We start from the raw sequence: 7,504 nt of genomic DNA, 5'->3' as shown, positions 1-7,504 counted from the left end.
CGGTGCCCGAGATGCGGGCCGCGTTCCGTCGCGCCTCGGGCCGCCGACCCAAATGGTGGAGCATTCCGGGGTGGGCGCTCAAGCTGGCGAACCGCGAGTTCGCCGAGCAGGTCGCGTGGCACCGCGTCGTCAACTTCGCGCCGGACACCGCCGCCGCGCGCCGCCTCGTCCCCGAAATGAGGACGTTCGAGGCGTTCGTCCGCGAGCACGCGATTACGAACCTGTAGCCCGGGAGGCCCCGCGCGCGCCGTGCGACGGGGGGGGGGGGGGGCGCCGCGCGTCTCATCATGCCCCGTAAAGCATGACGATCACTGATGACCAAGCGCACCGTCAGTCATGCGTGGCCAGGGTGAAGCCAAGGCCCTGGGCGGCCCCAGCGGATCTGGCAGCCGATACCGCCCCTCCTTGTTCTTGCGTCGGAGCTTCCCGTTGCCCTCGAACGTCAGCCAGGCGCGGGGATAGTGGAGCCGCTCGCCTTTGCTGAACTGCGCACCGATCCGCCGACGGTGTCATCGGCATCGCCGGTAGGCGGTCAGTTCATGAGTTCGAACCGGACATCTCGCGTCCGGTTTGCGTCCACCACGAGTGCCGTAGAGGACCTTCGATGGCCGCGTCGTTGCAAACGACGTCTCCGATCTTCGCACATCGTTCAGTCCGCCCCGCCTTTTCAATCATTGAGAATGTCCGTGACCCGCATGGACCAGGGGCGGTATGGCCCGTCAGTCACGCGCAGTGACACTGAACCTTCTGCAGTGTAGAAAGCGACCAGGTCGAAAGCACCCCCTTCGCGCGACAAAACCCCATCGAGAACCATACCAGACGTCTCGTCGACGAGCGCGATGGGCACGCCGGGCATGTCCCCCGGCGGCGTCACCGTCCGGACCATGCCCGACACACGGACCGAATCGCCGTCCACGCGCGCGTTGAGTTCTACCACCTCGATCTCGAGTGGCCCTGAGATCGTGTCGTCGAAGTATGTGGGCTGCGCTGGAGAGCACGCCGCCGCGAGGGCGGCCATGCCCATCAAGAATAGAGTGCGCATGTCAGCTAGAACGTGAGAGTTGACGTGGATGAGAACGGGCCTAAGTACACCTCGTTCATCGGCTGCTGGTTCGATAAGTAGCTGATCGCCTGGAGGCGGTACGTCACGGTCGTTCCCACCGGGAACGACTGGTCATACATGATGAACTCCGGGGACGACTCGGATGGGTAGTCCGACCGGAACGAGACGGGGTACTCCTGCCATGCTCCGGACCCGATGCGGTAGGTCACCGCTACCTGGGCCGTGTTGTCGTCTGTGAGGAATCGGAGGCGGACGTCGAATGCTCCGGGTTGGTACCCCGGCGACTTGACCACGCCGAGGATCGACGGCGCGGCAAGAGAGACGGGGTAGATCACGCGCGCGGCGTGCTTGTCCTCTGTCGTGAAGCCCCGAGTCGACAGCGTGTAGGAGGGCGAGACCGTCGCGTTCATGAACGAGCGAGGATCCGTCACAGGCGTTCGTGGAACGGATGTGTGCCGGTAGTCCGACTCGTTGCGAGCGTCCGTGTGACGGAACCCGAGCGTGTGCCCGAATTCGTGCGTCAAGACGTAGGCGAGCGCGCCGCGGCTCAGCGACGTCCCGTCGACGTTCAGGAAAACGTTCCCCGGCCGACCGTTGACAGGCATCGCTCCTGTTGCGGCAACATTCGCGTTGAACGAAGACGCCGAGCGCTTATTGACGACGATGGTAGGCGTGGGAAAGGCAGGGATCGAGGTTACGATTTGGAGCCGCACCTTGCTGGTGCTGCTGGCGTTCCAGTAGTTCACCGCGTCCTCTGTCGCTCTTCGCCACGTCGACGGCACGCTCGGCGTCACAAACACCGGGATACCGCCCGTCGCCGCCCCGAAGCCGTCGACGTCTTCGTGCTTTACGACGCCGAGTGAGTAGACCCTCTGCCGGGCCAAGCGGGCCGCCGCCTGGACCGCAGCCCCTCGTGCGTTCGGGTCTAGAGACACGAGTGCACCGAGGTCAGGGTTTTCGCGCAGGAACTCGATCATCTCTGCCTTTTCGACCTCCATGTCGCCGTCGACAACGAAGAATGAATCTCTCGACTCGACCATCCGACTGGGGAAACCGACGACCTCGCCCAGGTACGCTGCCATAAGCTCATCATCAGCCTCCGAGAAGGGCGGCGACACCGGTGGAACGTCTCCGCCGCTAGCAGGATCGGAATCGCACGCGGCGAACGAGAAAGAGAGGGAGGCCAGAGCTAGGGGGACCTTCGGGATCGACGCTGTTGGCGAATTGCTGAACGGGCTAGAGAGACACAATAGGGGGCCGGCCTGCCAGGTCCTATCACATATGTTCGAATAGTGTTTTATACGATGCCTACAAAGGAATCCACCCCAGGCCTCAGCTGTCCAAATCGAATCCGTTGGCAACCGACACTGGACCAAATTCCTGTGACCTGAGCACGTGCGATCTCCGATATCCACCCGATAAACGGGAAGTGCCCAGCGCGGAGAAGTACTCACGTCCTGCGCCTGTCGCGTTACACGCCCGTTGAAGACACCTCGGCTGTACCACGGGCTCTGAGAGCAAGATTCAGGAAACGCTCCTTGGGGGCGCCCCCGGTACAAACCTCGAGTCCTGCACGCTACGTTGAGCCCATCTCACGGCTGGTACCCGTCACGCAGTCTCCTTCAGACCTATCCGCTGGAGTGCAGCCCGTTGCAGGGGGGACGCTCACCATGCGCGACGATACCAGTCGAAGCGCGCCGATTCAATACGAGATATGGGCTGGCCCCGACAACGCCGCTTGGGTCGTCCTCACGCCCGACAGCGGCATGCCCATCCGTCTCGACGCCTCGGCCGTGAGTGCGCTCGGGCTCGTTATAAACGAGCATGCCGGTCTAGCGACGACGGAGACGATCGCTGTCGGCGTGAACCGCGACGGGGTGGACCTCGCAGTACGCCAGGCGTGGGAGTCTCGGCCGTCGCAGTGCTCTTGGCCTTGCTCGCTGCACTCTCCGTCCTTCGCAGCTACCGCAAGACGGCCCTCCTGCGCGCGGTCGCACGCCATGAGGACGCGACCCGAGAAGCGGAACGCTCGCGCTTGTCGAGCGAGATCCACGACGGCCCGCTTCAAGAGCTCGCTCGCCTGGCGCGTTCGAGCCCGCCGGACATCCAGAAGCCGCTCCGAGACGTCGGCGACGAGTTGCGAGCTCTCGCGAGCGGCCTGCGTCCCTCCGCACTCGACCGGTTCGGATTGGAGCCGGCCCTGGAAGACCTGGCTGACCGGTGGGCGCGCGCGTCGCCACCGCTCGTCGTACGGGTCAATATCGACCCCGGCGGGCGCCTACCCGAGGACGTCGAGCTCGCAGCATACCGGATCACTCAGGAGGCCCTCGCGAACGCGCACACGCATGGTCTCGCGCGTACGGCGTGGGTCTTTCTGCGTCGCGAGCGCGGCGACGTCGACCTTCTCGTGCGTGATGACGGCACAGGCATATCGGGCCAACGGCCGCTCTTAAACCTCGCCAGCTCGTTGCCAGAGGGCACTATGGCCTGGCCGGTATGCGCGAGCGGGCAGGCGCTGTGGGAGGATCGATACAGGTCAGTCCCGGACCCGGCAGTTTCGGTACTGACGTTCGTCTCCGAGTTCCGCTCCGCGCGCGATCCAAAGCGGTGCCCCTCACGTGAACGCTTTCATCTTTGTCGGTGCACCAACGTGATCCGCGTCCTCCTGGTCGACGACCACCCCTCGCTGCGCGCCGGCGTACGCCGTTCGCTCGACACGCACTCCCTGATCGACGTCGTGGCCGAAGCCGGCGACGGCACCGAGGCGCTGCGCCTGGCACGCGAGCTAGAGCCCGACGTGGTCGTGCTCGATGTCGACCTACCGGGTGTGTCTGGGGCCGAGGTAGCACGGGCACTGGCCGGTTCCGCCATCCGTGTGCTCGGCTTCTCGGCGCACTCGAGCAGAGGCTTCGTCCGCGGTATGCTCACTGCGGGTGCAGCGGGCTACTTGACCAAGGACATGCCTGAGGAGGAGCTCACCGCTGCCGTGCTCGCAGTCGCTCGTCGATCAGATCACGAATCGGGAATGTCACTCGCGAGGACTACGTCTAGCGGGGTCTCCGTGGTGGAGGCGACGTAGGTTGCAGAGTGGTCACCATCTGCTGCGATGAGCATGAGAGCGGGGAGCCCATCCTGGGCGCGGTGATCGGCGAGCCACTCAAAAAGCGAGCTATCATCTGCACTTGGTCGTGGGGGTACGCCCGGCGGATGACTGTGCCACTCGCCGACGTATGAGACTTGTCCCCCCGTGGCTGCACCAACCCAAGCGAGGGTTTCGGGAAGGCCTTCGACGCCGCGGATATACGCCGTCGGCCACTCTTCGCTGTCAGGAGGAGACGGCACGTGAGCCACGACGGCGATGTCCCGACACACGAGGTCGATCGTACCGAGCAAGACTCCTCCGGTCTCGCGAGGAAGCCGCTGAGCACGCTGGTCGTGAATCTCCTTGAAGAGATCAATCGATAGAATGATCGTCCAATCCCCGACGGCGCCTTCCGAGACGTCTCCGATGCGGATCGGAACGCGCGCGACCGAGCCGTCGCCGAGGCGGCGCCACACGCTCACCAGGGACCGGGGGCTGTCGAGAGCGGCCCGGACCGCCCCGGCAGCCGTCGCGCCGTGCACGGCGACGGACTCGTGGGGAATCCGACCGGAGACATCGTGACACCCGTGGGCGGATCGGACCCCTGACGGGAGGGGGATGAAGTGCCCTCCAAGCCGGGCGTCTACGACGAGTGCTCTGAGGTACGCGAGGTCGAGGCGACGGAGTGGATACCGGCGGTCGCTGTCCTCGGCGAGGACCACCAGGTCCGTACCAGATGGGTTTAGAAAGGCGGAGACCCGACGCGCTGACGACTCGACGTCGAGCGCCAAGTGTCGGAACCGGAAGTTGGTGGCCGGTCGGCCGCCGGTCCTTGCATTCGCTACTCCACCCGAACGAGGTCGTAGACGGTGACGAGGTCGCCGGTGGCGGCCACCTCCCCCGGCAGCGCGGTTGGGCCTACGCTCGCAGTCGTCTCGCAGAGCACGAGATCCCCTTCGCGGAGCGGGACCCCCACGCCCACGGTGTCCCTTGGCCCAAGCGTTGGGTAGACGGGGAGCCGCCCCCCAGGGCCGACGTTCGTGACAACCTCGACGCCCGTCGTGGGGACGGCCACGGCCTCCCCCTCACGCACTTCCGGCCAAACAAGGTCGCCCCCCCGCCAGGCCCGCACGACCACCGATGGCTCACCGCTCTCCACACGCGCTGAGTCCGCGGTCGTGACCACGATTGCCGCTTCGACGACGCCCCCTCGGGCATCGACCTCGCAGGCCAGCGACAGAAGCGAAGAGGTTGAACTGACCAACGTTTGCAGGCTGTCGGCCACAGCTCGTTGTCTCTCGGCCGACGCCGGGTTCCGACACCCGACGACACCGACCGCCATCAGAAGGCCAGCGGCTACGTAAGCGGAGCGACGAGGAGACATCAGAATTGGATCGTGTTGACGTCTCGCCCACCCAAGAGTTCGTCGAAGGCCTCGTCGAGAGCGGAGAAGTACCTCCGGGTAGCCCCGTTGCTGAGCGTGTAGGACCCGACATGGATGCCGACCGGGAAGACTCCTCGGCTCACGTCCGTCGTCGTCCCGTTGTTCGGCCCCGATGCCCCGCTCGACGCGATGGCGACGAAAACCGGCCCCCCGCTGTCGCCGTCGGTGCTCGTATAAGTCGCCTCGACTTGGCGGAGGAGAACGTAGGCCGAACTCAACCGGCCCGGCCCCTTGACCGTTTGCTCGTCCTCGGTGACCTGGCCCGACCGCCACCCCGTCTGCTGTCCCACCGTCATCACGATGTCGCCCTCGAACGGGGTCAGCACGCCGCGGACGATGAACCTCGGGTTGGCCTGGTCGATGTCGTCGCGCGTCCTGGTCGGGTCGTTGAGCCTCCTCGGCCGAGCTACTGCATACTCCGGCTCCTTTGTGGACTGGCTCGAGTACTGGAAGATCGCGGCGTCCGATGTCCGGCAGAGTGAGCCCCGAGGACACCCTGGAACGTTGGAGGAGAAAGGGCGGTCGAGGGTCTCGAACGCCAGGAGGTTTGCGCTCGAGAAGGTGTTCGGCTGGTAGACGTAGTGGAAGGGGTCGGTCCCGCCGAAGACCTCCGTACAGTGGGAGTTGGTGATGAACTTGTTCCGCGTCCCGTCCACGACGAGGTTGTACCCAATCGTGCACCCGCCCGAGCGCTCGGGATCGGTAAAGAAGACGCCCCCAGGGACCGGGTCGAACGAGCTCTCTAGAGACGACTGTTCCGTGACAGGCTCGCCTGCGACCTCCACGACGACGGCGTCGCTGGGGATCCCCATAGCCGCTGTGAGCGCCCAGACCGCCGCGACATCTCCGTCACTGGCAACGAGAAGACGGAGCCGGTTCCGAGACTGCTGGACACCGCTCCCGACGAGGGAGCCCGTGTCCGCATCGAGCACAGCCCGGTGCCAGTCGCGGAGCTCGTCGAACCCGTATTGAACCTCGACGAGCCTCATCTGCGAGACAAGGGTCCTGAAGCGAGCAAAACGGGCGCGCCCGCCGATTGAGCGCTCGACCGCGTCGTCTAGCGCGGCTCGGGAAGCCAGCCGAGCTTCACCGACCCGGAAGGCCATCGACGACACACCGTCGGAGTCACCGTAAAACCCTCCGAAGCCCGGGACGTCCCCAGCGATCTCAGCCATGTCGTCGTCGAGCGAGGTCGCCGTGTACACAGGGTCTGTCGTCGGGAGGTCGGCGCTCTCCGGCCCGCTCGGATCGTCGGAGTCGCACGCAGCGAACGAGAGAGAGGCCAAGGCGACGAGGCGCCAGCGGCGCGCGAGATGACGCATATCGAACGACGGTTATGGTGGGAAGCCACGTCGGCGCTCAACGGGCTGAGAGCACAGTAGGGACTCAGGTCGCCCGGCCCAAACACATATGTTCAAATAGTGTTTTTGACGACAGCTCGAGAGGAATCCCCCCATAGGTCTCTGCTGCATGACTTGGATATGGTAAACGGTCAGAAACGGACTCGTCTGTCACAGAGTGCCAGTCCGATCTCGCCGAGGTAGAAGATCATGGCGCCACCGATGACCTGGTGGACGCCGTCATGGCGTCGACGGGCGTGTTTGCTCCGGTCCGCATCGGCGGTCGGGTCTTGGTTGACGGGGGGCTGTAGTCGGACGTGCCCATTCGCGCCTTCCGCGAGAGGGAATGCTAGGCCGTCGTGACTGTTCGCCTCTTCGGGGGGCCTCGGGATAGACGCTGTTGGTAAAAGCGGAAACGCGCCTCAGAGGTAGCCTACGGCCATTCTCACGAGCCCTGTCTGTCTCATGTCGCTCCGCCCCCAATCCGACACCGCCATCCCTAACGAGACCATCCGTGTCGCCCGAGCCGCGTTCCCGAAGCCGAGCCGCTACATGCGGATGCGCGACGAGCTCGG

7 protein-coding genes are annotated in these 7,504 nt (G+C 65.2%); 2 read left to right on the top strand and 5 right to left on the bottom strand.

From position 1 onward, the window contains the following. The coding region (locus tag WBA11_RS17985; RefSeq protein WP_424522012.1) for a hypothetical protein at nt 1-227 on the top strand (227 nt) is incomplete at its 5' end. A 440-nt stretch (nt 228-667) separates the two neighbouring features. Here WBA11_RS17985 and WBA11_RS17980 read toward each other — a convergent pair. Next, nucleotides 668-1,042 (bottom strand): hypothetical protein, encoded by a 375-nt coding sequence (locus WBA11_RS17980; RefSeq protein WP_424522011.1) that lies wholly within the window; start codon nt 1,040-1,042, stop codon nt 668-670. Between the two features lie 5 nt (nt 1,043-1,047). Beyond that, a complete protein-coding gene (locus tag WBA11_RS17975; protein ID WP_424522010.1) occupies nt 1,048-2,145 on the bottom strand; it encodes a M57 family metalloprotease in 1,098 nt (365 codons plus the stop codon). Between the two features lie 1,106 nt (nt 2,146-3,251). Between WBA11_RS17975 and WBA11_RS17970 the strand changes: the two genes are divergently transcribed. Then, nucleotides 3,252-4,142, top strand: a complete 891-nt coding sequence (locus WBA11_RS17970; RefSeq protein ID WP_424522009.1) for a response regulator — start codon at nt 3,252-3,254, stop codon at nt 4,140-4,142. Here the strand turns inward: WBA11_RS17970 and WBA11_RS17965 are convergent. From WBA11_RS17965 to WBA11_RS17955, 3 genes are all read right to left on the bottom strand, one after another. Further along, nucleotides 4,076-4,867 (bottom strand): Mov34/MPN/PAD-1 family protein, encoded by a 792-nt coding sequence (locus tag WBA11_RS17965; protein WP_424522008.1) that lies wholly within the window; start codon nt 4,865-4,867, stop codon nt 4,076-4,078. The genes WBA11_RS17970 and WBA11_RS17965 overlap by 67 nt on opposite strands. A gap of 119 nt (nt 4,868-4,986) precedes the next feature. After that, nucleotides 4,987-5,430 (bottom strand): hypothetical protein, encoded by a 444-nt coding sequence (locus WBA11_RS17960; protein WP_424522007.1) that lies wholly within the window; start codon nt 5,428-5,430, stop codon nt 4,987-4,989. 98 nt (nt 5,431-5,528) lie between these two features. Further along, nucleotides 5,529-6,578 carry a hypothetical protein gene (locus WBA11_RS17955; RefSeq protein WP_424522006.1) on the bottom strand — a complete coding sequence of 350 codons (1,050 nt, stop codon included), beginning with the start codon at nt 6,576-6,578 and terminating at the stop codon, nt 5,529-5,531. Nucleotides 6,579-7,504 lie beyond the last annotated feature (926 nt).

The organism is Rubrivirga sp., assembly GCF_049648075.1.
Lineage (GTDB): Bacteria > Bacteroidota > Rhodothermia > Rhodothermales > Rubricoccaceae > Rubrivirga.
This window is presented reverse-complemented; position numbering and strand designations above follow the sequence as displayed.

Excerpts from the sequence above, each read along its gene's own strand:
- WBA11_RS17955 (WP_424522006.1), bottom strand. The coding sequence starts at position 6,578 with ATGAGGCTCGTCGAGGTTCAATACGGGTTCGACGAGCTCCGCGACTGG.
- WBA11_RS17980 (WP_424522011.1), bottom strand. The coding sequence starts at position 1,042 with ATGCGCACTCTATTCTTGATGGGCATGGCCGCCCTCGCGGCGGCGTGC.
- WBA11_RS17975 (WP_424522010.1), bottom strand. The coding sequence starts at position 2,145 with ATGGCAGCGTACCTGGGCGAGGTCGTCGGTTTCCCCAGTCGGATGGTC.